The following is a 23486-nucleotide window of genomic DNA, read 5'->3' on the forward strand; positions in this document are numbered from 1 at the left end:
GCTACCAGCCGCCCCGGTGGAGCTGCCCGCGCACCGCACCGCCGGGGAACTCGGCGGTGTGCAGGTTGACGTACCAGCCCCTGGGGTTGTTCCGGATCCGGCTCGCGACCGCGGCCGGGGCGGTGCCGGTGCCGGCGACGCCGTTGACCCCCGCCGGGAGGCCGTTCTTGTCGGTGAAGAAGCCCACGGCCACCGGCCCGTTCTTGCCCCGCACCCCGCGGTGGATGTGCGCGTTCGCCGGCCGGGCGATGCCCTCCCAGGCGGTGGCGAAGTGCACCTTGGTGCCCTTCACCCAGACGAGCCAGGCCGCCCGGCCGTCCCGGTCACCCACCTTCGTACCCGGTGCCGGCACTTCCTGCCTGCCGTCGGCCAGCGCGGTGAGCGTGGTGTGGCCCGCCCCGCCGGCCAGCACCGATTCGAGCGACACGGGCCGGATCCGGTGCAGCTGAGCCCGTACGGCACCGCCGGGGAACTGGTCGGTGTGCAGGTTGGCGTACCAGCCTTGCGGGTTGTTGACGATCCTGGCGAGCAGGGCCGTGTCCTTGACCGTGACGGTGCCCTTGACGGCCCGGAGCGTCGCGGGCAGCGCCTCACCGAAGAACGGGACCCTGACGGCGCCGTTCCGGCCGGCCTGGCCCTGGTGGATGTGGAACCCGGTCGGGGCGGCCACCCGGTGCCAGCGGACGGCGTAGTCGACCCGCGTGCCATGGATGCGGAACACGGCGATAGCGCTGCCGTTCCCGTCGCCGGCCTTCGTCCCCGGGGCGGGCACCTCGTTCCTGCCCAGCAGCGTCGCCGCCACGTACACGGGGGTGTTGTGCGTCTCCGTACCCACCTGCGCGAGTGCCGGGCTCAGGGAGCCGGCGATCAGCGCGGTGGCGAGCGCGAGGCCGGGGACGGTGAGGGTGCGCTTCATGGTTGACCCTTTCAGCGGTGGGTGACGCACGGTTGTACGCCCCACGCCACCCGCCGGGTTCAACCCTCGAACGAGGACAATTACCCACAGCCCCGGAAACGCCCCGATCGCGGCCGGCCGCGCGCGGTCAGCGGGCGCCGTAGCGGCGCCCGGCCACGCGCGGATCAGCGGGCGTCACCCTCGGAGGCGCGCCCGCGCCGGCGTCACGCCCGGAGGCGCGCCCGCGCGGCCGTCACTCCCACTCGATGGTGCCCGGGGGCTTGCTGGTCACGTCGAGCACCACGCGGTTGACCTCGCGGACCTCGTTGGTGATCCGGGTCGAGATGCGTGACAGCACGTCGTAGGGCACCCGCGCCCAGTCCGCCGTCATCGCGTCCTCCGAGGTCACCGGTCGCAGCACCACCGGATGCCCGTAAGTGCGCCCGTCGCCCTGCACCCCCACCGACCGGACGTCGGCCAGCAGGACCACCGGGCACTGCCAGATCTGGCGGTCGAGGCCGGCCCGGGAGAGCTCCTCGCGGGCGATCGCGTCGGCCTCGCGCAGGAGGTCGAGGCGGTCGCGGGTGACCTCGCCGATGATGCGGATGCCGAGGCCGGGGCCCGGGAACGGCTGGCGCCAGACCATGGCGGCCGGCAGGCCGAGCTCCTCGCCCGCGCGCCGGACCTCGTCCTTGAACAGCGCCCGCAGCGGCTCCACCAGCTTGAACTGCAGGTCCTCAGGCAGGCCGCCGACGTTGTGGTGGGACTTGATGTTGGCGGTGCCGGTGCCGCCGCCGGACTCGACCACGTCGGGGTAGAGGGTGCCCTGGACCAGGAAGTCGACCGGGCCGTCGGCCATGATGGCGCGCTGCTCGTCCTCGAAGACGCGGATGAACTCGCGGCCGATGATCTTGCGCTTCTCCTCCGGGTCCACGACGCCTTCGAGGGCCTTCAGGAAGCGGTCGGAGGCGTCGACGACGCGTAGCTTGACGCCCGTCACGGCCACGAAGTCGCGCTCGACCTGCTCGGCCTCGCCCTTGCGCAGCAGGCCGTGGTCGACGAAGACGCAGGTGAGCCGCTCGCCGATGGCACGCTGGACGATCGCGGCGGCCACGGCGGAGTCGACCCCGCCCGACAGCGCGCAGATCGCGCGGCCGTCGCCGACCTGGCGGCGCACGGCCTCCACGGAGTCCTCGACGATGTTGAGCATCGTCCACGAGGGACGGCAGCCCGCCGCCTCCAGGAAGTGCCTGAGCACCGTCTGGCCGTGCTCGCTGTGCAGCACCTCCGGGTGGAACTGCACGCCGTAGAGGCCGCGCTCGACGTGCTCGAAGGCCGCGACCGGCGTCTCGCGGGTCGAGGCGGTCACCGTGAAGCCCTCGGGAGCCGCGGCCACGCTGTCGCCGTGGGACATCCACACCGTCTGGCTCGTGGGCAGGCCGGCGAAGATGACGCCCTCGTCGAGCACCTCCAGCGAGGTGCCGCCGTATTCGGCGACGCCCGTGCGGGCCACCTCCCCGCCCAGCGACTGGGCCATGGCCTGGAACCCGTAACAGATGCCGAACGTCGGCACGCCCGTGGCGAACAGCCCGTGCGGCACCGGCGGGGCGCCCTCGGCATAGACCGAGGAGGGGCCACCGGACAGGATGATCGCCTTCGGGTTCTTGGCCATCATCTCCTCGACCGACATGGTCGAGGGCACGATCTCGGAGTAGACGTGGCACTCGCGCACCCGCCTGGCGATGAGCTGCGCGTATTGAGCGCCGAAGTCGACCACCAGAACTGTGTCGAATTCAGACACCGTGAGAACCCCCCAAAGGCGAAATGCGGTAACCACAGTGTATCGGCCTTGCGTCTTACACCTGGCCTGGCACGGTCCGACGTGCTAACACAGAACGATGGATCTTGTCTGGCCGGCGGCGGCGTGGGCCCTGTGGGCCGCCACGCTGGCCGCCGCCTTCAAGGCGTCCAGCCGGCACGAGGCCCGGCGGCAGGCTCACGAGGAGCCGGTGCCCGCCCCCGTGGCCGAGCTCTTACGCGGCATGCGGGCACAGGAGGTGTTCCACGCGGCGCTGGTCGAGCTGGCCGGGCGCGGCTGGGTGACGATCGAGGGCGACCGCCTGTCGGGCAACCCGCCCCCGGACGAGCCGCTGCGGCCGTACGAGCGGTGGGTCCTGGACCGGGTACGCGCCCGCCTCGCGGGAGCGCCCGCGGCACCCGTGACCGCGCTCATGCCCGAGGCCTCCGACCTCGACGGCGGGTTCCTGCCCCTCGTCCGCCGGTGCGCCATCGAGCTGGGGCTGGCGCGGCGGCGCTGGCCGAGCATGGTCGTGCCGGTGCTGCTGGCGGCCGCGCTCGTCGTCCCCTGGTACGCCACCGTCGCGGCGGCCGGCCTGTCGTGGCCCGGGATGATCGCGACGATGGTGTGCCTGGTGGCCGGAATCGGGCTGCTCATGGGCGGGCGGGGGTTCGTGCCGACGGCGGGCGGCCGGGAGGTCGCCGAGTCCGGCCCGGCCAGCCCCGGGCAGGAGTGGATCTTCACGGGGAGCGGCTGGCGGGACGGCGAGATCCAGCCGGCCGAGGCGCTGCCGCACGGCTCGGGGCGGCAGGAGGTCACCGGGCACGTCGTCAAGCGGTGGGTGGAGTCGGACCGCTGCTTCATCGCCCTGCACGACGGCAATTCGCGCAAGGCCACGGCGTTTCAGGTGGAGGAGGGGCTCTACCACGACGTGCTGCCGGGCGACGCCGTCAAGCTGCTGGTCCGGCCGCGCAACGGCACGGTGGTGCGGGTGCTGGCCCACGACCGCCACTGGTGACGGGCGATTCGGGCGCCGGCCCACGGCCGCCACTGGTTACGGGCGATTCGGGCGCCGGCCCACGACCGCCGCTGGTGACGGTCACCGGATCGCCGCTGATGACCGTCGGCGGAGCGCCGCCGGTGGCCGTCAGCGGATCCCTGGCAGGTGGCCGGTCAGCAGGGTCTCGGTCTGGAGGCGGAGCCGGGCGGCGTACTTCGGGTCGGTCAGCAGCAGGAACCGCTCCTCGTGGATCGCCGTCACGACCAGGTCGGCCACCTCGGACGGTTCGATGCCGCCCTCGGCCGCCCGGCTGACCGACTCCCGCGAGTCCACCTCGTCCGGCGTGGGGTCGGTGACCATGCTGGGCGGCCGGGTGCGGTCGGAGTCGCCGATGCGGGTCCTGACCGCGCCGGGGCACAGCGCGCTCACCCGCAGCTTGGACCCCGTGGCGGCCAGGTCCTGGGCGAGCGCCAGGGAGGCGGCCAGCGCGGCGTACTTCGTCACCGCGTACCCGCCCGCCCCCGGCGTCGCGAACAGCCCGGCCACCGACACCGTGTTGACGATGTGCCCCTCGGTGTCCTGCTCGATCATGCGCGGCACGAACTCGTGGATGCCGTGCAGCACGCCCCACACGTTCACGCCGAGCAGCCAGGCGAAGTCCTCCGCGGCGCGCGTCCACATGTGGCCGCCCTGGAAGACGCCGGCGTTGTTGCACAGCACGTGCACGGTACCTAACTCCCCGAAACACCGGTTGGCCAGGTGCCGCACGGCCGAGGCGTCGGACACGTCGGTGATCTGGGTGAGCACCTTGGCGTCCCCGGCCAGCGCGGCCGTCCGCGCGAGCCCGCCGTGGTCCACGTCGGCGAGCATCAGGGCCATCCCCTCGGCCGCGAACCGGAGGGCCAGCGCCCGCCCGATGCCGCTCGCCGCGCCCGTCACCACCGCGACCTTGCCGGAGAGCTCGCGCACGAACAAACCTCCCTAGCGACCGACGCCAAAGGGCGTTCCCGATCAGCCCGAGACGCTACAGGATGGCGTCGATCAGGCCCAGGGGCGGCGAGCCGAGATCGAGCAGCGCCTTGTGGAAGCGCTGCAGGGTGAATCCGGCGCCCCATTCCTTGCGGGCCCGCTCGCGCAGGTCCAGGATGAGCAGCTTGCCCCAGGTGTACCGCCCGTACGTCGGGTCGAACGACGCCCGCCGTGCCTCCGACAGCGCCGCCGGGCCCGTCAGGTGCGTGTCGGACTCGAAGCGCCGGGCACCGTCCTCGACCGTCATCTGGCCGGTGTGCACGCCGATCGCGCAGGCCAGCCGGGTGACGCGGATCAGCGCCTCCACCCACACGCCGATCTCGAAGCGCGGGTCGCCGGCCTCGAAGCCCTCCTCGACGCACAGCTCCTCGGCGTAGTGGGCCCAGCCCTCGACGAACGCCATCGACTGCAGCTGCCTGCGCACGTCGGACGGCGCCCGCCGCAGCGCCCTGGCGTGCGAGAAGTGCCCGGGCGCGACCTCGTGCACGTTGATCGCCGGCAGCGTCGTACGGCTGAAGACCTCCAGCCATTCCTCCTGGTCCTGCTCGGGCCAGGTGGGCTCGGGCGGCGTGATGTAGTACCACGAGGGGCCGTCGGGCTCGCCCGGCGAGTTCCACGCCATCATGGCCATCGCCCAGCGGCGCGACTCCGGCGCCGGCCCGACCAGGCACTCGCCGTCGTGGTAGGGCACGAGGTCCTTCTCGCGGGTGAACGCGATGGCCTTCTCCGTGCCGATCCGCGCGGCCTCGATGACGCCGTCGGCGTCGGGGTGGTCCTTGACCAGCTCCCGTACGACGTCGAGCGACGCCCTGCCGGTCTCCCCCAGCTTGGCGCAGGAGTCGGCGAGCAGCGCCATCAGCCGGTCGCGCTCGGCGTCGGCCCGCTCCGCCAGCCTGCCGAGGTCGACCGGCAGCCCTTCGGCGGTGCCCATGAGCCTGGCCAGCGCCTCGCCGCCGAGCGCCGCGTCGGGGTCGCCCTCGGCCGCGGCCCGCTCGACGTGGGCGACGAGCCTGCCGTGCGCCTGGAGCGCGGCCTCGTCCGTGACGCCCGCCGCCAGGCCCCTGGTGGCGCCGAGCAGGGACGTCGCGACGGGTGCCGGCACCTGGTCGAGCGAGGCGATCGCGTGGTCCACGGCCTCGGGCCAGAGCGCGAGGTGGGCCGCCTTGGCCGCGGCGCGCTCCTCCTCGGGGCCGTAGTCGCGGTCGTAGCAGGCCAGGTCGAGGTTGGAAAGGTGGATCAACGGGTTCTTGCGGTGCAGCTCCAGCTCGCCGAGCTGGGTACGCAGACTCTCCTCGAACACCTGTAGGTGCCTGGCGTCGTGCGCGTCCTCCGGCGCGGGGCCCTGGCCGAGACGGGCCAGCCCGGTCCGTACGCCGTCGGGCGACAGGTCCTGGATCCGGCCGTCGTACTCGTGCCTGCCGCCGCCCTCGCGCGCCTCGGCCACGAACAGGTCGGTGATGGCTCGCAGCCTGGCGTCAAGTTCACTCATGCCGCCGACGCTAGCGCACCGCCCTTATGGGCTTAAGTACCAATAAATTCGGCGCATTGGGGTCTTCCCCGGTGCAGGATGAGCCGCATGGCCTTGCAGATCACCACGCTCGCCGAGCGTCCCGAGTTCGCGTCGTCGTTGTGGGACATGGACCACACGTGGCGGGAGTTCATGATGCACGACCCGCTCGCCGACCTGTACTACGCGTGGATCACGACGTCCTACCAGGAGTACGTGCTCGTGGCCGACGACGACGCCGAGCCCGGCCGGCTGGTGGCGCGGGGCTGCATGATCCCCTATCCGTCGGACGGGACCGCCGGGCTGCCCGACGACGGCTGGGACGGCGTGATCAGGGCCGGCTGGCTGGCCCGCGAGCGCGGCCGGCCGGCCGACGCCGTCTCCGCCCTGGAGATCACCATCCGGCGCGACCAGCTGGGCAAGGGCCTGTCTGCCCTGATGGTGGCGGCGATGCGCGACTGTGCCGCCCGCCACGGGCACCGCGAGCTCGTCGCACCGGTACGCCCCAGCGCCAAGCACCTCGAACCGCACACCCCCATGTCCGAGTACGCCTTCAGGACCCGTCCCGACGGCCTGCCCCACGACCCCTGGTTGCGCGTGCACGTGCGGGCGGGCGCGAAGATCGTCAAGGTGGCGCCGCGGTCCATGGTGGTGCCGGGCACGCTCGACGAGTGGCGCACCTGGACGGGCCTGCCGTTCGACCGCACGGGACCGGTCGAGGTGCCGGGGGCGCTGAGCCCGGTGCACTGCGACGTGGAGCACGACCACGCCGTCTACGTGGAGCCCAACGTCTGGGTCACCCACCCGCTGACCTGACCAGGCGCCGCAGCTTCTCCTCGTGCTGCGCGACATCCAGCCCTCGCTCGGCCGCCCACGCGTCGTCGTGGCAGGTCGCCAGGTGCCGCTCGGCCGCGTCGCCGATCAGCGACACCACGGTGCCGCTCTCCCCTCTGGCCCGCATGCGGTCGATCAGCTCCAGCGCCGCCCAGAGCGCGGTGCCCGACGAGCCGCCCACCGGCAGCCCCGTGACCTCCCTGATGTGCCTGGCCGCCGCCACGCCGGCCGCGTCGGGGACGGGGATGACCAGGTCGACGAGGTCAGGCCGGAACCCCGGCTCCATGCGCGGGCGCCCGATGCCCTCGATCCGCGAGGGCATGCCGGTGGCGTAGTCGGGCACGTCGAGGGTCCAGCCCGGGAAATAAGCCGAATTTTCGGGATCCGCGACCGCGACCCGGCAGCTCCGGCCGTGGGCCCGGATCCAGCCGCCCAGCGTGGCCGACGTCGCGCCGGTGCTCGCGCCCGTCACCACCCAGTCGGGCCGCACCTGCCCGAACAGCTCCGCCGCCAGGTCGTGCTCGGCCGCCCGCCCGAACTGGTCGAGGAAGTGACCCTCGATCTCCCGCGCCGCGTCGTAGATGGCCGGCGGCGGCGTCACGAACCGGCACTCGCCGCCCAGCTCCTCCACCGGCCGGGCCCGCGCCCGGCTGTGCTCGCCCGGCATGACCACGATGTACGGCAACCCCAGCCGCCGCGCGAACCACGCCTGCGCCACGGCCGCGTTGCCGCCCGTCGCCTCCACCACGGTCGTGCCCGGGCCGACCAGCCCGTCGAGGACGGCCCGGCGGAACAGCGCCCTGGCGTGCCGGTGGCGCAGGCTGCCGGTCGGGTGCACGGACTCGTCCTTCAGCAGCAGCCTGATCCCCGGTGCCCGCACGGGGAAGTCGACCAGCGGAGTGGGCTCCCCCGCCGCCAGCACGTCCAGGGCTCGCGCGTTCCAGCTCACGATCCCACCTTGTCAGGCGGGAACCGGGAAAACCGTCCCCGTTCGCCAGGAGCCGATCACGAGCCGATCAGCAGCCGGTCAGGAGAGCTCCGCGCGCTCGCCCGGCCCCGGCTGCCGGTCAGCCGAGTTCGGTGCGCTCCCCCGGCGTCAGCAGCCGCACTCCGCCGATCTCCAGGACCGCCGTGGGTCCTCCGGCGTAACGGATCTCCATGTCAGCTCACGACGTCCCGCGACGAGCGGTTATTCCATGGAGCAACGCGCCGGGAGCCCCGGACGGCACGGCGGGGCGGCGCGGCGCGACGGGCGCGACCCGCGCGTACGGCGACCCGGTCGCCGGGCGCGGATCCGGTTCACCGGCGTTCGGCCAGAACGACATGGCCCGCTCGGCCTGGGCGGTGATGGTCAGCGAGGGGTTGACGCCCAGGTTCGCGGACACGGCCGAGCCGTCCACGACGTGCAGGCCGTCGTGGCCGTACACGCGGTGGTAGGCGTCGATCACCCCGGTCTCCGGCGAGTCCCCGATGGCGCAGCCGCCGAGGAAGTGGGCCGTCGTCGGGATGTCGAACAGGTCCAGCCACGTTCCCCCGGCCACCCCGCCGATCTCCTCCGCCGCGTGCCGCACGGCCTCGTGACCGGCGGGGATCCAGGTGGGGTTGGGCTCGCCGTGGCCGCGCGCGGAGCGCAGGCCCCACCGGGTGCGGCGGACGGTGATCGAGTTGTCCTTGGCCTGCATGACCAGCGCGATCAGGGTCCGCTCCGACCAGTGGCGCAGGTTCAGCAGCCGCAGGGCCCGCAGCGGCTGCCGGGCCACCTCGCGGGCGAACGCGCGCAGGCGCGGCCGGCCGCCGTCCACGAGCAGGGTGCGGAGCAGGCCCATGGCGTTGGAGCCGTCGCCGTAGCGGACGGGTTCGATGTGGGTCTCGGGGTCGGGGTGGATGGAGGAGGTGATGGCCACGCCGCCGTTGAGCTTCTCGCCGGCGACGGCGGTGCGCTCGAAGCCGAGCAGCGCCTCGGAGTTGGTCCTGGTCAGCGCGCCGAGCCTGGCCGACAGGCGGGGCAGCGTCCCGTCGGCGCGCAGCTTGTGCAGCAGCCGCTGGGTGCCGTACGTGCCGGCCGCGAAGACCACCTGACCTGCCAGGAACGTACGGCGCGAGCGCACCGACCCGGTCCGGCGCGCGAGCACCTCGTAGCCCCCGGACGGCAGGGGCCGCACGGAGGTGACCGTGCACTCGGGATAGATTCGCGCGCCGGCCCGCTCCGCGAGGTACAGGTAGTTCTCGGTCAGCATGTTCTTGGCGCCGTGGCGGCAGCCCGTCATGCACTCGCCGCATTCGAGGCACCCGCGGCGCGCCGGTCCGGCACCGCCGAAGTACGGATCGACGCCGTCCTCGCCGAAGTAGACGCCCACGGGCGCGAGGCGGAAGGTGTCCGGCACCCCCATCTTCGCCGCGACCCTGCTCATGATCTCGTCGGCGCGGGTGAAGGTGGGGTTCACGACCGCGCCCAGCATGCGCCTGGCCTGGTCGTAGTGGGGGGCCAGCTCCGCCTTCCAGTCGGTGATGGCGGCCCACTGGGGGTCGTCGAAGAACGGGGCGAGCGGCTCGTACAACGTGTTGGCGTACACGAGGGAGCCGCCGCCGACCCCGGCGCCCGCCAGCACCATGACGCCGGTGCCGCGCTCGCCGCGCAGCACGTGGATGCGCTGGATGCCCTTCAGCCCCAGCCACGGCGCCCACAGGAAGTCGCGCACGTGCCAGGAGGTGGCCGGCAGCGTGGCGGCGTCGAAGCGGCGGCCCGCCTCCAGCACGCCGACCTTGTAGCCCTTCTCGCTCAGCCTGAGCGCCGCGACGCTGCCGCCGAAGCCCGACCCGATGACGATCACGTCGAAGCTCATTTGAGCCGGAGCCTCCGCATCGCCTTGAGCGTGCCCGCCAGGGTGCCGGCCCACTTCTCGTACGGCATCCCGAACGGCGGCTCGAACCCCAGCCACCCCGCCTGCGAGGCCACGGCCTTGGCCTCGGTGTAGCGCAGCAGCCCCTCGACGCCGTGCCTGCGGCCCAGCCCGGACGCCTTCATGCCGCCCATGGGGGCGTCGTAGGAGGCGTACGCGGAGGCGTACCCCTCGTTGATGTTGACCGTGCCGGCCCGGACCCGGGCGGCCAGGCGGCGGGCGCGCGGCAGGCTCGCGGACCAGATGGAGGCGTTGAGGCCGTAGATGGTGTCGTTGGCCAGCTCGGCCGCCTCGTCGTCGGTGGCGAACGGGTAGAGCGCCACCACGGGGCCGAACGTCTCGTTCCGGCACAGCTCCATGTCCTCGCCGACGCCCGTGAGCACGGTCGGCTCGTAGAACAGCGGTCCGAGGTCGGGCCTGGCCCGGCCGCCGGTCAGCAGCGTCGCGCCCTTGGCCACGGCGTCGTCCACGTGCGCGCTGACCGCGTCGAGCTGGCGGCGCGAGGTGAGCGAGCCCATCTGCACCGACCAGTCGTGCCCGGCGCCGAGCTTGAGCGCCCTGACCTGCGCGACGAAGCGCTCGGCGAAGGCGTCGAACACGGACGCTTGCACGTACAGGCGCTCGATCGACAGGCAGAGCTGGCCGGCGTTGGTGAAGCAGGCGCGGACGGCCCCCTGGACGGCCACGTCCAGGTCCGCGTCGTCGAGCACCACCATCGGGTTCTTGCCGCCGAGCTCCAGCGAGCAGCCGATGAGCCGCTTGGCCGCCTCCTCGGCGATCTTCCGGCCGCCCCGGGTGGACCCCGTGAAACCCACGTAGTCGGCGTGGTCGAGCAGCGCGTCGCCGATCTCGGCCGGCTCGCCCAGCACGACCTGCCAGATCTCGCGCGGCATGCCCAGCTCCGCGAGCAGGTCGATGGTCCAGAGCGTGGACAGGGCGGTCTGGGTGTCCGGCTTGTGGACGATCGCGTTGCCGGCCAGCAGCGCGGGCACCGCGTCGGTGACGCCCAGCGCGAGCGGGTAGTTCCACGGGGTGATCAGCGCGACCACGCCCTTGGGCCGGCGCAGCTCCGTCACGCGGGTGGCGCCGGGGAAGACGCCCTTGCGGGCGCGCGGGGCGAGCAGGCGGGGGGCGCGGCGGGCGTAGTAGAGGCTGCAGCCCGCGACGTCGAGCACCTCCTCGAAGGCGTGCTTGCGGGCCTTGCCGGTCTCGTTCTGGACGATGTCGAGGATCTCGTCCCTGCGGTCGAGGATCGCGTCGTGCAGCAGCAGGAAAGGTTCCGCCCGCGCGGCCGCGGATTTCCCGGCCCATTCGAGCTGGGCGGCCCTGGCCTTCTCGTACGCCGTACGCACGTCTTCGGCGTCTGATATGGGCAGCTCAGCGAGGGTTTCCCCGGTAAACGGGGCAATGATGGGCCGTGTCCTGCCACTGGACGTCACCTGCATGCCAGAAGGATATTCCGTGGTACTACCCGCGGGTAGTTTTTGCGGATCCGTTGCATAGCGACAGAATCCCTTCATGGCAACCTTCGCTCCGCTCCGACCCGGAGATCCACAACGGCTGGGGGGCCTGGATCTCCTCGGCCGGCTCGGTGAGGGCGGTCAGGGCGTCGTCTACCTCGCCAAAGACCCCTCGGGCAGCAACGTGGCCGTCAAGTGGCTGCGGCCGGACCTGTCGGGCGACCAGGTGAGCGTGGAGCGATTCCTGCGCGAGGTCCAGGTGGCCCAGCAGGTGGCGCCGTTCTGCACCGCCGCGGTCCTGGGCACGGGCGTCGAGCAGGACCGGCCGTTCATCGTCAGCGAGTTCATCGAGGGGCCCTCGTTACAGCGGGTCGTGCAGGAGGAGGGGCCGCGCACGGGCTCGGTCCTGCACCGGCTGGCCATCGGCACGGCCACCGCGCTGGCCGCCATCCACCAGGCCGGGATCGTGCACCGCGACTTCAAGCCGGCCAACGTGATCATCGGGGCCGACGGCCCGCGGGTGATCGACTTCGGCATCGCGCGGGCCCTGAACGCCACCTCCACGATCAGCAGCATGGTCGTGGGCACTCCGTCGTACATGCCGCCCGAGCAGATCATGGGGCACACCGTCGGCCCGGCCGCCGACATGTTCTCCTGGGCCAGTGCGATGATCTTCGCCGCCTCCGGGCGGGCGCCGTTCGGCAGCGACACGATGCCCGCGGTGATCAACCGGGTGCTCAACCAGCAGCCCGACCTGGGCGCGCTGGAGGAGGGCCCGCTGCGCGACGTGGTGGTGGCCTGCCTGGCCAAGGACCCGGCCCAGCGGCCCACCGCCGAGCAGGTGATCATGCGGCTGCTGCAGCAGCCGGCACCGAACTCCGGCATGCTCGCGCAGGCCGCGGCGGAAGCGGCCCCCGCGCCGCCCTACCCGCCCCCTCCCAACCAGTACGGTCCCGCGTCCAATCCGCAGAGCCCGCCGTTCGGTCCCCCGTCCGGGCCGATGTCCGGCCCCGTTCCCTACGGGGGCCCCGTCCCGCAGGCGGCGCACCATCCCCAGGGGCAACCGCATCCCCGGGTCCCGTGGCAGCAGCAGCCCACCCTCCCGCCCTACGGGCAGCAGGGCCCCTACCCCAACCCGCCACGCAGGAGCGGCAAGGGCCCGCTGATCGCCGGCATCGCGATCGCGGTCGCGCTGCTGGTGCTCGCCGGCGTGATCGTGGTCATCCAGATCGACAAGGCGTCGGTGGCGGGGCCGATCGGCACCGGGACGCCCGGACGATCGAGGACCACGGGCGGGTCCAGCCCCTCCGACACGTCCAACCCGTCCGCCACCGACCCGTCCGCCACGGCGAGCCCGTCGGTCACGCAGGCGGCGGTGCCGCGCACCGGCACCAAACGGGCGCTGCCCGGCGAGACGGTCTCCCTCTACGAGAACCCGGCCGACAACATCGTCCTGACCTCCTACGAGGTCTTCGACAAGAAGAAGGACGACTGGATCGACTACGCGCGAAACTCGTTGCGCGGCACGTTCACGAAATACCAGCAGAACTGGGAGTCGATGGTCTCCCCCGACGGCCGCTACCTGGCCGGCCGGGGCAGGAGCTACAGCTCCGACGACTTCGACTTCATCGTCATCACCGACCGGCAGACGGGCGAGCGCTCCACGGTCAAGACGGTCAAGGAGCCGCTGATCAGCAGCATCCGGGCCTGGTCGAAGGACGGCTCCAAGATCCTGCTCAACACCGAGAAGAAGAGCGGCGACAAGTGGCTCTATCTCGGCTTCGTCATCGTGGACGTGGCCACGGGCAAGGCCACCGTGGTCAACGTCAACGACACCTCCATCCGCGCCACCGCCTTCGGCTTCGACGGCGACGACGAGGGCGTGGTCAACGTCTACGGCGACGAGAAGAACCAGGGCCTGCGCTTCTTCAACCTCCAGGGCAAGGCCACCCGCTCGCTGCCGGGCATCGGCACGATGTCCGCCGGCACCCAGGACATCTTCTCGCCCTCGGGCAAGCTGTTCGTCACCAACTGCCCCAACGGCGGTGACGGCGACCACTGCGTCTGGGACTCCACCTCGGGCGAGCGGGTGCGCAAGTTCTACTCCGAGTGCGACAAGGTGCTCGGCTTCTACGACGAGAGCCACCTCTACTGCTGGGAACAGGACAACAACGACAAGGACGAGATCCAGGTGATCGACTTCCAGGGCAACCTGCTGCGCAAGATGCTGGACGTGCCCGACGACGTCGACTTCAGCCCCGCCTTCACCTTCAGGCCGGCCGCCGGCTCCTGAACCATCCCGGCCGCCCAGCCGTGATGGAGGGCATGAACACGCTGATCCGTACGGCCGTGACCGCCGCGGCCCTCGCGGCGGTCACGACCGCCTGCACCGCTTCGACGGGAGGGACCCCGAACCCGCCGCCCCCGAAGGTGAGCCTCGGCGCCGTCCGCCTGGTGGCCTACAGCAGCTGCGACGACCTGCTGGCCGGCCTGCGCGAGAAGGCCAGCGCGAACGTCACCCCGTACGGCTTCGGCAACGTCATGCCCTTCGCCGCCATGGAGGACACCGCGGCGAACGTTCCCCAGGGCAAGGGCAGGGCCGCCACGCCCGAGCACTCCACGACGAACGTGCACGAGGCCGGCGTGGACGAGCCCGACCTGGTCAAGACGGACGGCAACCGGATCATCACGATCGCGGACGGCACGCTGCGGATCATCGACACGGCGACCAGGAAGGTCACCTCGTCGCTCAAGCTGACCGAGGGTGACAACGCCGGTCCGGGCGTACCCGCCGACCTGCTGGTCTCGGGTGACCGGGCGCTGGTGCTCATGCGCGGCGGCGACATCATGTACAAGTCGTTCGCCCCGCAGGCCGACACCCGCTACGTGGTGGTCGATCTGGCGGGCGAGCCGAAGGTCCTGAGCACGATCAGGCCGCAGGGCTCGTACGTGGACGCCCGGATGATCGGCTCCACGGTCCGCCTGGTCACCCGCAGCCAGCCGGACATCGCCTTCCCCGAGCCCCAGGGCGAGACCACCGAGGCCCAGCGGCTCAAGGACAACCAGGCCACGGTACGCCGGGCACCGGCGGAGGCCTGGCTGCCCAAGATCGAGATCACCGACGCGTCGGGCGCCGTCAGGAGGGACACGGTCAGGTGCGAGCGGGTCAGCCACCCCGCCGACTACACCGGCACCTCGATGCTGACCGTGCACACCATCGACCTGGCGCAGGGCGTCACCGCGGCCGGCACCGACCCGATCAGCCTGGCCGCCGACGGCGACGTGGTCTACGGCACCGGCCAGAGCCTGTACGTGGCCAGCAACCCGCGCTGGTGGATGCCGGTGGTGCGCCCGCTCCCGGTCGACGAGCCCCCGGCCACCACCACGTCCGACGGCGTGGCCCCGGCCGAGGAGCCCACCCCCGGCGAGCCGAGCGTGTCCGCACCCCAGGGGTCGAGCACGGGGTCGAGCACGGGGTCGAGCACGGGGTCGAGCACGGTGCCCAGCCCGGTGCCCAGCCCGGTGCCCACGCCGACGATCCCGCCGGAGGAGACGGAGGTGCACCGGTTCGACATCACCTCGCCCGGCGCGCCCGCGTACGTGGCCTCGGGCAAGGTCCCGGGACGCCTGCTCAACCAGTACTCCCTGTCCGAGCACGAGGGTCACCTGCGCCTGGCCACCACCCTCAGCTCCGCCGACGGCAGGACCAGCTCCAGCGCCGTCTACGTCCTCAAGGCCGACACCATGGCCAAGGTGGGTGAGGTCGGCGGCCTGGGTGAGGGCGAGCGCATCTACTCGGTCCGGTTCATCGGCGCGGTGGGCTACTGCGTCACGTTCCGGCAGGTGGACCCGCTCTACACGCTCGACCTCCGCGACCCGGCGGCGCCGAAGGTGACGGGCGAGCTGAAGATCACCGGCTATTCGGCGTACCTGCACCCCGGCTCCGAGGGCCGCCTGATCGGCATCGGCCAGGAGGCCAGCGAGCAGGGCAGGACGCTGGGCACGCAGGTCTCGCTGTTCGACGTCAGCGACCCTGCCGCCCCGCGCCGGCTGTCGCAGTACTTCCAGAAGGACTCGGGCTCCGGGGCCGAGTGGGACCCGCACGCGTTCCTGTACTGGCCGAAGATCGGCCTGTCGGTGATCCCGCTGAACAAGCAGAACGAGTCGGGCGCCCTCGTGCTCAGGATCGACGACTCCGGGGTGAAGGAGCTCGGCATGATCAAGCATCCGGCGCAGCGTCAGGACGGCCGGTACGCGTACGATCCGGGCATCCAGCGTTCGATGATCATCGGCGACTCGGTGTGGACGGTCTCGTACGAGGGTGTCCAGGTCAACGACACGGCGACGCTCGCCTCACAAGCGTGGATTCCACTCCGTTAAGCAACCAAAGAGTGCCGGTTCGTAGCGAACCGGCACTCTTTTTATGGACTTATCCCGACAAATGGTGAAAGCTTTACTAACACTGTCATGTCGGATCGGGTGGATCCTGTCATAGCGGGGTGCTCCCGGTCCACGACCGAGAAAGGGCCCACGCTGCCATGCGATCACGCACCCCCCTGCTCGCATTGCTCGTCAGCGCGCTGGCGTTACTCGCGGCGCCGCTACCCGTCTCAGCAGCCGCCCCTGAGGGCACCTACATCGTCCAGCTCAACCCGTCGATGCGCGCGCCGCGCGGAGCCGCCGAGGACCAGGTGGCCCAGCACGGCGGGCAGCTCGTCGGCGTGTACGAGCACGCCTTCAAGGGCTACACCGCCCGGCTGAGCGCGACCGCCGCCGAGCAGCTCAAGCGGAACCCCAACGTGCTCAGCGTGGAGCCCGACGCCGAGGTCACCGCGTTCGTCCAGACCGTCCCCACGGGCGTACGCCGGATCTTCGGCCCCAGCAACCCCAACCTGGACATCGACGGCACCGACGACGTACGCATCGACGTGGACGTCGCCGTGGTCGACAGCGGCGTGGACAACACCCACCCCGACCTGAACGTGGTCGCCCGCGCCAACTGCCAGACCGGCGCCTGCGTCAACAACGCGGGCACGGACGACAACGGCCACGGCACGCACGTCGCGGGCACCGTCGGCGCCATCGACAACACCATCGGCCCGGTGGGCGTCGCACCCGGCGCCCGCATCCACGGCGTGAAGGTCCTCAACGCGGCCGGTTCCGGCACCCTGTCCGGCATCGCCGCGGGCATCAACTGGGTGGTGGCGCGCGCGTCCACCATCGAGGTCATCAACCTGAGCCTGGGCTGCAACGGCTGCACCAGCAGCGCGATCAGCACGGCGATCACCAACGCGGTCAACGCCGGCATCGTGGTCGTGGTGGCCGCGGGCAACAGCCACACGAACACCTCCTCGTTCTTCCCGGCCAACCACCCTGACGTGGTCACCGTCTCCGCGCTGACCGACAACGACGGTTTGGCCGGCGGAGCCGGGGGCAGCACGCTGTCGTGCCGCAGCGAAACCGATCAGGACGACACCTCGGCGTTCTACTCCAACTACGGCTCCACCGTGGAGATCACCGCGCCGGGCACCTGCATCTACTCGACCTGGCGGGGCGGCGGCTACAGCACGATCAGCGGCACGTCGATGGCCAGCCCGCACGTGGCCGGCGCGGCCGGGCTGCTCACCTCGGGCGCCAACAAGCCGACGACGCGGGCGGGCGCGCTGGCGGTGCGCAGCACGCTGATCTCCACCGGCAACTCCAACTGGACCGACGACTCGGGCGACGGCGTCAAGGAGCCGCTGCTCGACGTGCACGACGCCACGCGCTACCCGCCGTCGTGACCTTCGTGAGGTAGAGAACCATCCTGGAACGGGCGGTCCGCGGACCCCGCAGCGCCGCGGGCCGCCCCTCCTAATCGGCCAGCTCGCGCGCGACGTCGAGATGGCCGGCGTGCCGCATGTACTCCTCCAGCACGTGGAACATGATCCAGCCCAGCGTCGGCGGCTCGTGCGGCGGCTGGAACCTGCCGATCCGCGAGGCCACCTCGGACAGGCTCGCCCGCGCCACCACCTGCCTGGACCGCTCGCACTGCGCCAGGTAGAGCTTCCTGATCTCCTCGTAGGACTCGCTCGCGACCAGCCCGCCCTCGGCGTCGCGATCGCCCTGGGGATCCTCGATCGGCTCGCCCGCGAAGTCCCACACGAACCAGCGCCGCTCCATGTACGCCAGATGCTTGAGCATCGCCAGCGGCGTCCACCCGGAGGGCACCCGGCTCACCCCGGGCTCGGGGAACCCGTCGAGCACCCGCAGCACCTCGGCCCGGTAGTGGTCGAGGTATCCCGACAACAACTCCCGGGGGTCGGACAACTGGCGGGACGGCTCGCTCATGAATGCTCCGGCGCGACGACGGGGACGATCTCCGGCGCGCCGAGCCTGATCGCGTCCGCCTCCTGGTCGGAGTCCTGCTCCTGCGAGCGGCGTTCGGACTCCACGCGCTTCGAGTAGTATTCCACCTCCCTCTTCACCTGCTCGCCGTCCGTCCCAGTCGAGCGGCTTGGCCATCAGCTCGGCCGCCTCCTGCGCCACCGCCATCCCGCGGTGGAAGGTCTCGATGGAGATGCGCGTGCGCCGGGTGAGCACGTCGTTGAGATGCCGGGCGCCCTCATGGGTGGCGGCGTAGACGATCTCGGCCCGCAGATAGTCGTCGGCCCCCGTCAGCGGCCGGCCCAGCGACGGGTCGCGCTCGATCAGCTCCAGCACCTCGTCGATCAGCGAGCCGTAGCGCTGGAGCAGGTGCTCGATCCTGGCCACGTGCAGGCCGGAGGTCTGGGCGATGCGCCCCCGGGAGTTCCACAGCGCCTGGTAGCCCTCGGCGCCCACGAGCGGGATGCGGTCGGTGCACGAGCGCGGCACCCGCTGGTCGAGCCCGTGCGCCACGGCGTTCACCGCGTCCTGCGCCATGACCCGGTAGGTGGTGTACTTTCCCCCGGCGATCATCACCAGCCCGGGCACGGGATGCGCCACCACGTGCTCCCTGGACAGCTTGGAGGTCTCGTCGGACTCGCCCGACAGCAGCGGCCGCAGCCCGGCGTAGACGCCCTCGACGTCGTCGCGGGTCAGCGGCACGGACAGGACCGCGTTGACGTGGTCGAGCAGGTAGTCGATGTCCGTGCGGGAGGCGGCCGGGTGGCTCTTGTCGAGCGTCCACTCCGTGTCGGTGGTGCCGATGATCCAGTGGCGGCCCCAGGGGATCACGAAGAGCACCGACTTCTCGGTGCGCAGGATGATGCCGGTCAGCGAGTGGATCCGGTCTCTGGGCACGACGAGGTGGATGCCCTTGGAGGCGCGTACGTGGATCTGGCCGCGCCCTCCCACCAGCTCCTGGATGTCGTCGGTCCAGACCCCGGTCGCGTTGACCACCTGCTGGGCGCGTACTTCCAGCTCCTCGCCGCACTCCAGGTCGCGCACCCGCACGCCGGTGACCCGCTCGCCCTCCCGCAGGAACCCCACCACCTGCGCCCGCTGCGCGATGTGCGCGCCGTAGGTGGCCGCGGTGCGCAGCGTCGTCATGACGAAGCGTGCGTCGTCCACCTGCGCGTCCCAGTATTGGACGGCGCCGGTGAAGGCCGACTTCTTCAGCGCGGGGGCCAGCCGCAGCGCCCGGGACCTGGACAGGTGCCGGTGCCCCGGCACGCCGCGGGTGAGCCCGGTCGCGAGGCCGAGCGTGTCGTAGAGCGCGACTCCCGCGCCGACGTAGGGCCGCTCCCAGGCGTAGTGGGTCAGCGGGAACAGGAACGGCACCGGCCTGACCAGGTGCGGCGCGATGCGCTGCAGCAGCAGGGCGCGCTCCTGCAGGGCCTCGCGGACCAGCTCGAAGTTGAGCTGCTCCAGGTAGCGCAGCCCGCCGTGGATCAGCTTGGACGAGCGCGAGGAGGTGCCGGAGGCGAAGTCACGCGCCTCGACCAGGGCCACGTCGAGCCCGCGCGTCGCGGCGTCGAGCGCCACCCCCGCCCCCACGACGCCGCCCCCGACCACGACGACGTCGAGCTCCTGCGCCGCCATACGTTCCAGGGCCTCGGCCCGCTCCGCGGGCCCGAGCCGGGCCGCGCTCCTTCCCGACGCCATAACTCCCCCTGGGACGGCACTGTCGCCTGCGCTCCATTCCTACCCGCGCAGGACTCGACCTGTAACGCCGGAGTCGGTCAGAGACCGGCGTAAAACCCCTCGCTCCGCCACACACGGCCTTTACCTCGCAAGAACCGACCGGCCGGAACCCCGCGAGGGCCGCTCAGGCGCGTACGACCTTGACTCCCGCGTCGGTGAGCTGGCCCGCGAGGGCGTCGGAGAGCCGCGCGTCGGTGACGAGCGTGTCGATCTGGTTGATCGGGCAGATGCGGGAGAAGGCCCGCTTGCCCACCTTGGACGAGTCGGCCACCACCACGACCTGGGCGGCCCGGCTGATCAGCAGGTGGTTGACGCTGGCCTCGCCCTCATGGTGGGCGGAGGCGCCCAGCTCGACGTCCAGCGCGTCGACCCCGAGGAAGGCCACGTCCAGCGTCACCTGCTCCAGGACCCCGTTGGCCAGCGGCCCGATGAGCTCGTACGACTGCTGCCTGGCCACCCCACCCGTCACCACGATCTTGACGTGCCGGCGGACGGTGAGCTCGGCGGCGATGTTGAGCGCGTTCGTGACGATCGTGAACCCGGTCTCCAGCGTGGAGAGGGTGGCCAGGGCCCGCGCCAGCTCGGAGGTGGTGGTGCCGCCGTTGAGCCCGACCACGGCGCCGGGCGTCACCAGCTCGGCCGCCGCCGCCGCGATGCGGTGCTTCTCGTCGGCGTGCCTGGCCGTCTTGTAGCGCAGCGGGAGGTCGTAGCTGACGCTCTGGGCCACCGCGCCGCCCCTGGTGCGCATGAGCATCTGCTGCTGGGCGAGCTGGTCGAAGTCCCGCCTGATCGTGGCGGTGGACACGTCGAGCGCCCGGGCCGCCTCCTCCACCGACAGCCTGCCCTCCTGCGCCAGCAGCTCGAGGATGGCGTTCCAGCGGTCGTAGCGGGACACGAAGGCCTCCCTGAAGGGACGAGGTCAGGAGCAAGCGTGGCACAACCTGGGGCGCCAGACCACCGGTGTTCATAACTGCTCTTTCCTGATATAAAAAACGCAGAAACAATCAATCATGGGAGGTAAGTGGTGACCACCCACACCGAGGCCGAGATCGCGTCCCAGCCGTCGTGCTGGCGCCGCGCCGTGGCGAGCGTTCCCGCCGACGCGCTGCCGCGCCAGGGCGAGCGGGTCGCCGTCGTCGGCTGCGGGACGTCGTGGTTCATCGCGATGGCGTACGCGGTGCTGCGCGAGCGGGCCGGGCACGGCGAGACCGACGCGTTCGCCGCCTCCGAGTTCCCCTCCGGGCGCCGCTACGACCGCGTGCTGGCGCTGTCGCGCTCGGGCACCACGACCGAGGTCCTGGAGCTGCTCACCAGGACGACCGGCACGAGGACCACGGCCATCACCGCCGACCCCGACACGCCGATCATGACGGCCGCCGACGAGGTCGTCGTGCTCGACTACGCCGACGAGAAGTCGGTCGTGCAGACCAGGTTCGCCACCACGCAGCTGGCCATGCTCCGCGCCGGCCTGGGCGAGGACCTCACGCAGGCCGTCGCCGACGCCGAGGAGGCCGTGGCAGCGCCGCTGCCGGACGAGCTGGTCAACGCCGAGCAGTTCAGCTTCCTCGGCACCGGCTGGTCGGTCGGCCTGGCCCAGGAGGCGGCGCTGAAGATGCGCGAGGCGTCCCGCTCGTGGACGGAGGCGTACCCGGCGATGGAATACCGGCACGGCCCGATCAGCATCGCCGCCCCCGGGCGGGTGACGTGGATGCTCGGCACCGCCCCCGAGGGCCTGCGCGCGCAGGTCGAGGAGACCGGCGGGGCGTTCTTCGAGACCGGGCTCGACCCGATGGCCGAGCTGATCCGCGCGCAGCGGGTGGCCGTGGCGCGGGCCTTCGCCAAGCAGCTCAACCCCGACGAGCCCATGCACCTCACGCGATCTGTGATCCTTTCTTCATGAGCCTTACTCTTGCCGACGCCAGGATCGTGACGCCCGAGGGAGTTCACGAGGGGTGGCTGACCATCGAAGACGGCCGCATCACGCATGTCGGCCACGGATCCGCCCCGGGTCCCGGCCTCAGCCTGGGCGGGCGGCACGTCGTTCCGGGGTTCGTGGACATCCACAACCACGGCGGCGCGGGTGGCTCCTTCCCCACCGGCGAGCCGGACAAGGCGCGTGACGCCGTGGCACTGCACCGGCGCCACGGCACCACCACGACCATGGCCAGCCTGGTCACCGACTCGATCGAGGGGTTGACCAGGGCGGCGTCGGCGCTGGCCGAGCTGTGCGAGGAAGGGCTGCTGGCCGGCATCCACTTCGAGGGCCCCTACATCTCCAGGGCCCGCTGCGGCGCGCACGACCCGACGCTGCTGCGCGAGCCGTCGACGCAGGAGTTCGCCGGGCTGGTGAAGGCCGGGCGCGGGCATGTGCGCATGGTGACCGTCGCGACGGAGCTGCCGGGTGCGCTCGACATGATCAGGACGGCCGTGGCGGAGGGCGTGATCGCGGCCATCGGTCACAGCGACGCCGACTACGAGCAGACGATCGCCGGCATCGAGGCGGGCGCGAGCGTGGCCACGCATCTCTACAACGCGATGCCGCCGCTCGGGCACCGCGCGCCCGGTCCCGTGGCGGCGCTGCTGGACGACGAGCGGGTGACGGTCGAGCTGATCAACGACGGGGTGCACGTGCATCCGGCCATGCTGCGGCTGGCGTACGAGGTGGCCGGGCCCGGCAGGGCCGTGCTGGTCACGGACGCCATGTCGGCCACCGGCCTCGGCGACGGCGACTACGTGCTGGGCTCGATGCGGGTGCGCGTGGACGACGGCGTGGCCCGGCTGGTCGAGGGCGGCTCGATCGCGGGCTCCACGCTGACCATGGACGTCGCGTTCCGGCGCGGGGTCCAGGAAGTGGGCATGTCGCTGCCCGACGCGGTCCAGGTGGCCTCGCTGACGCCCGCGCGGGTGCTCGGCCTGGCCGACCGGATCGGCTCGATCGCCGTCGGCAAGGCGGCCGACCTGGTGGTGCTCTCCGATGCCCTGGAGGTGGACGGCGTGTTGAAGGACGGCGTCTGGATCACGGAGCCCTGATGATCCTCACGGTGACGCTCAACCTCGCTCTCGATGTGACCTACCAGGTCCCCCGCGTGGACTGGGACGGTGTCAACCGGGTCAGCGCGGTGCACAGGCGCGCGGGCGGCAAGGGCGTCAACGTGGCCCGGGTGCTGGCCGCGCTGGGCCACGACGTGCTGGTCACGGGGCTGGCGGGCGGGCCGACCGGGGAGGCCGTCGAGGCCGACCTGCGGGCCGCGGGGCTGCCCGCAGCGCTGCACGGCATCGCCGCCGAGTCCCGCACCACCCTGGCCGTCTCCGACGCCCCCGCCCCAGGCGACGTCTCGCGTACGGCGCTGTTCAACGAGCCCGGCCCCGAGGTCACGGCGGCCGAGCTCGACGGCTTCACCCGCCGCTACGAGTCGCTCGTGGCCGCCGCCGACGCGGTGGTCATCTCGGGCAGCCTCCCGCGCGGCGTCCCGGCCGACACCTACGCCGGCCTGGCCGCCATCGCGGCCGACCGGGGCGTCCCGGCCATCGTGGACGCCGACGGCGAGCCCCTCAGCCACGCGCCCAAGGGCCGCCCCTCCATCGTCAAGCCCAACGCCGAGGAGCTGGCCAGGGCCGTGCCCGGCGGCACCCCGGCCGAGGGCGCGCACGCGCTGCGCGGCCGGGGCGCCCAGGCCGTCGTGGTGTCCATGGGCGCCGACGGGCTCCTGGCCGTGACCGGGGAGGGAACGTTCCGGGCGCGGATGCCGTACACCGTGCGAGGCAACCCGACCGGGGCCGGCGACTCGCTGGTCGCCGGGCTGGCGCTGGGCCTGGTGGAGCGGGCGCCGTGGCCCGACCGGCTCCGGCGGGCCGCCGCGCTCGGCGCCGCGGCCGTGGCCACGCCCGTGGCCGGGGAGTTCGACCCCGACGTGTACGCCGACATACACCCCCAGATCACCATCACGTAAGGAGCCG

At 72.1% G+C, this 23486-nt stretch carries 17 protein-coding genes and 1 pseudogene; 8 read left to right on the forward strand and 10 right to left on the reverse strand.

Going from position 1 to position 23486, the window contains the following annotated elements; all coding sequences use genetic code 11:
* Window position 1: 1 nt before the first annotated feature.
* Together ACTWPW_RS14285 and guaA are read right to left on the reverse strand one after the other, a co-directional pair.
* Window positions 2-916: a CHRD domain-containing protein gene (locus tag ACTWPW_RS14285; protein WP_443168993.1), complete on the reverse strand. Its 915-nt coding sequence runs from the start codon at window positions 914-916 to the stop codon at window positions 2-4.
* A 232-nt stretch (window positions 917-1148) separates the two neighbouring features.
* On the reverse strand, window positions 1149-2696 hold the full coding sequence (gene guaA, locus ACTWPW_RS14290; RefSeq protein WP_443168994.1) for a glutamine-hydrolyzing GMP synthase: 1548 nt from the start codon (window positions 2694-2696) through the stop codon (window positions 1149-1151).
* Window positions 2697-2793: 97 nt separating this feature from the next.
* On the opposite strand from guaA, the gene ACTWPW_RS14295 reads away from it, so the two are divergent.
* Window positions 2794-3711, forward strand: coding sequence for a hypothetical protein (locus tag ACTWPW_RS14295; RefSeq protein WP_375116631.1), 918 nt, complete (start codon window positions 2794-2796; stop codon window positions 3709-3711).
* Between the two features lie 129 nt (window positions 3712-3840).
* Here ACTWPW_RS14295 and ACTWPW_RS14300 read toward each other — a convergent pair whose 3' ends face one another.
* Window positions 3841-4662: an SDR family NAD(P)-dependent oxidoreductase gene (locus ACTWPW_RS14300; protein WP_443168995.1), complete on the reverse strand. Its 822-nt coding sequence runs from the start codon at window positions 4660-4662 to the stop codon at window positions 3841-3843.
* A 55-nt stretch (window positions 4663-4717) separates the two neighbouring features.
* Window positions 4718-6211, reverse strand: coding sequence for a DUF885 family protein (locus ACTWPW_RS14305; protein ID WP_375116629.1), 1494 nt, complete (start codon window positions 6209-6211; stop codon window positions 4718-4720).
* Between the two features lie 87 nt (window positions 6212-6298).
* Here ACTWPW_RS14305 and ACTWPW_RS14310 point away from each other — a divergent pair, with 87 nt between their 5' ends.
* Complete coding sequence (locus ACTWPW_RS14310; RefSeq protein WP_364112831.1) at window positions 6299-7045, forward strand: N-acetyltransferase; 747 nt, start codon at window positions 6299-6301, stop codon at window positions 7043-7045.
* Here ACTWPW_RS14310 and ACTWPW_RS14315 read toward each other — a convergent pair.
* The 3 genes from ACTWPW_RS14315 to ACTWPW_RS14325 all read right to left on the reverse strand — a co-directional run bounded on the left by ACTWPW_RS14315 (window position 7026) and on the right by ACTWPW_RS14325 (window position 11408).
* The gene (locus tag ACTWPW_RS14315) at window positions 7026-8012 is read right to left on the reverse strand and encodes a PLP-dependent cysteine synthase family protein (RefSeq protein WP_443168996.1); all 987 of its coding nucleotides are present in this window, start codon (window positions 8010-8012) and stop codon (window positions 7026-7028) included. The two genes, ACTWPW_RS14310 and ACTWPW_RS14315, sit on opposite strands and share 20 nt — an antisense overlap.
* 217 nt (window positions 8013-8229) lie before the next feature.
* Window positions 8230-9906, reverse strand: a complete 1677-nt coding sequence (locus tag ACTWPW_RS14320; RefSeq protein ID WP_443168997.1) for an FAD-dependent oxidoreductase — start codon at window positions 9904-9906, stop codon at window positions 8230-8232.
* Window positions 9903-11408 carry a succinic semialdehyde dehydrogenase gene (locus ACTWPW_RS14325; protein ID WP_443168998.1) on the reverse strand — a complete coding sequence of 502 codons (1506 nt, stop codon included), beginning with the start codon at window positions 11406-11408 and terminating at the stop codon, window positions 9903-9905. The genes ACTWPW_RS14320 and ACTWPW_RS14325 overlap by 4 nt, the downstream gene beginning before the upstream one ends.
* A gap of 73 nt (window positions 11409-11481) precedes the next feature.
* Here ACTWPW_RS14325 and ACTWPW_RS14330 point away from each other — a divergent pair, with 73 nt between their 5' ends.
* From ACTWPW_RS14330 to ACTWPW_RS14340, 3 genes are all read left to right on the forward strand, one after another.
* Window positions 11482-13716: a protein kinase domain-containing protein gene (locus ACTWPW_RS14330; protein WP_443168999.1), complete on the forward strand. Its 2235-nt coding sequence runs from the start codon at window positions 11482-11484 to the stop codon at window positions 13714-13716.
* A gap of 32 nt (window positions 13717-13748) precedes the next feature.
* On the forward strand, window positions 13749-15803 hold the full coding sequence (locus ACTWPW_RS14335) for a beta-propeller domain-containing protein (protein WP_443169000.1): 2055 nt from the start codon (window positions 13749-13751) through the stop codon (window positions 15801-15803).
* Between the two features lie 158 nt (window positions 15804-15961).
* Window positions 15962-17206 (forward strand): S8 family peptidase, encoded by a 1245-nt coding sequence (locus tag ACTWPW_RS14340; RefSeq protein WP_443169001.1) that lies wholly within the window; start codon window positions 15962-15964, stop codon window positions 17204-17206.
* 70 nt (window positions 17207-17276) lie between these two features.
* Here ACTWPW_RS14340 and ACTWPW_RS14345 read toward each other — a convergent pair whose 3' ends face one another.
* From ACTWPW_RS14345 to ACTWPW_RS14355, 3 genes and pseudogenes are all read right to left on the reverse strand, one after another.
* Window positions 17277-17753: a mycothiol transferase gene (locus tag ACTWPW_RS14345; RefSeq protein WP_443169002.1), complete on the reverse strand. Its 477-nt coding sequence runs from the start codon at window positions 17751-17753 to the stop codon at window positions 17277-17279.
* A pseudogene (locus ACTWPW_RS14350) lies at window positions 17750-19490 on the reverse strand (glycerol-3-phosphate dehydrogenase/oxidase). The gene ACTWPW_RS14345 and the pseudogene ACTWPW_RS14350 overlap by 4 nt, the downstream one beginning before the upstream one ends.
* Before the next feature lie 163 nt (window positions 19491-19653).
* Entirely contained in the window at window positions 19654-20424 is a 771-nt protein-coding gene (locus ACTWPW_RS14355; protein WP_364112851.1) for a DeoR/GlpR family DNA-binding transcription regulator, read from the reverse strand.
* A 129-nt stretch (window positions 20425-20553) separates the two neighbouring features.
* On the opposite strand from ACTWPW_RS14355, the gene ACTWPW_RS14360 reads away from it, so the two are divergent.
* Genes ACTWPW_RS14360 through ACTWPW_RS14370 form a run of 3 tightly spaced genes read left to right on the forward strand, consistent with a single transcriptional unit; the run spans window position 20554 to window position 23479 of the window.
* On the forward strand, window positions 20554-21429 hold the full coding sequence (locus ACTWPW_RS14360; protein WP_375116620.1) for an SIS domain-containing protein: 876 nt from the start codon (window positions 20554-20556) through the stop codon (window positions 21427-21429).
* Window positions 21426-22559, forward strand: a complete 1134-nt coding sequence (nagA, locus tag ACTWPW_RS14365; RefSeq protein WP_375116619.1) for an N-acetylglucosamine-6-phosphate deacetylase — start codon at window positions 21426-21428, stop codon at window positions 22557-22559. Before ACTWPW_RS14360 ends, nagA begins: the two co-directional genes overlap by 4 nt.
* The gene (locus tag ACTWPW_RS14370; protein ID WP_443169003.1) at window positions 22559-23479 is read left to right on the forward strand and encodes a 1-phosphofructokinase family hexose kinase; all 921 of its coding nucleotides are present in this window, start codon (window positions 22559-22561) and stop codon (window positions 23477-23479) included. Before nagA ends, ACTWPW_RS14370 begins: the two co-directional genes overlap by 1 nt.
* Window positions 23480-23486: the final 7 nt, after the last annotated feature.

The organism is Nonomuraea sp. KM90 (assembly GCF_052246675.1).
Lineage (GTDB): Bacteria > Actinomycetota > Actinomycetes > Streptosporangiales > Streptosporangiaceae > Nonomuraea.